This is a genomic window from Amycolatopsis sp. WAC 01376 (assembly GCF_003947415.1).
Lineage (GTDB): Bacteria > Actinomycetota > Actinomycetes > Mycobacteriales > Pseudonocardiaceae > Amycolatopsis.
Map to the genome: position 1 here is coordinate 1 of NZ_QHKL01000021.1, position 1,065 is coordinate 1,065.

Sequence of the window (1,065 nt, forward strand, 5' to 3'; positions counted from 1 at the left end):
GTCGAGGCGGACGCCGGGGCCGGTGGGTGCGTCGAAGCGGGTGACGGTGCCGGGGGCGGGCAGGAAGCCGCGGCCGGGGTCCTCGCCGTTGATGCGGAACTCGAAGGAGTGGCCGCGCAGGGCGGGGTCGTCGTAGCCCAGTTCTTCGCCGTCGGCGATGCGGAACATCTCGCGGACCAGGTCGATGCCGGCGACTTCCTCGGTGACGGGGTGTTCGACCTGGAGGCGGGTGTTGACCTCCAGGAAGGAGATGGTGCCGTCTGCTCCGACGAGGAATTCGACGGTGCCGGCGCCGACGTAGCCGGCTTCCTTGAGGATGGCCTTGGAGGACGCGTACAGCTCCTCCACCTGGGCGTCGGAGAGGAAGGGCGCGGGGGCCTCCTCGACGAGTTTTTGGTGGCGGCGCTGGAGGGAGCAGTCGCGGGTGGAGACGACGACCACGTTGCCGTGGGTGTCGGCCAGGCACTGGGTCTCCACGTGGCGGGGCTGGTCGAGGTAGCGCTCGACGAAGCATTCGCCGCGGCCGAAGGCGGCCACGGCCTCGCGGACGGCGGAGTCGTAGAGTTCGGGGACTTCTTCGAGGGTGCGGGCGACTTTGAGGCCGCGGCCGCCGCCGCCGAAGGCGGCCTTGATCGCGATGGGCAGGCCGTGTTCCCTGGCGAAGGCGACGACTTCGTCGGCGCCGGAGACGGGGTCGGGGGTGCCGGCGACCAGGGGGGCGCCGGCCCGCTGGGCGATGTGGCGGGCGGCGACCTTGTCGCCCAGGTCCCGGATGGCGTGCGGGGGCGGGCCGATCCAGATCAGACCGGCGTCCCCGACCGCCTGCGCGAACTCGGCGTTCTCGGAGAGGAATCCGTAGCCGGGGTGGATGGCGTCCGCGCCCGACTCGCGGGCGGCGTTGAGGACCTTGGCGATGTCCAGATAGCTGGTCGCGGGGGTGTCACCACCCAGGGCGAACGCCTCATCAGCGGCACGGACATGCAACGCGTCCCGGTCCGGATCCGCGTAGACGGCCACGCTCGCGATCCCGGCGTCCCGGCAGGCCCGGGCCACACGGACAGCGAT

General features: G+C 71.9%; 1 protein-coding gene. It reads right to left on the minus strand.

The annotated features are described in order from the left end of the window. Positions 1 to 1,065, minus strand: a 1,065-nt coding sequence (locus DMH03_RS41925; protein ID WP_125797548.1) for an acetyl/propionyl/methylcrotonyl-CoA carboxylase subunit alpha, incomplete at both ends; no start/stop codon positions are given.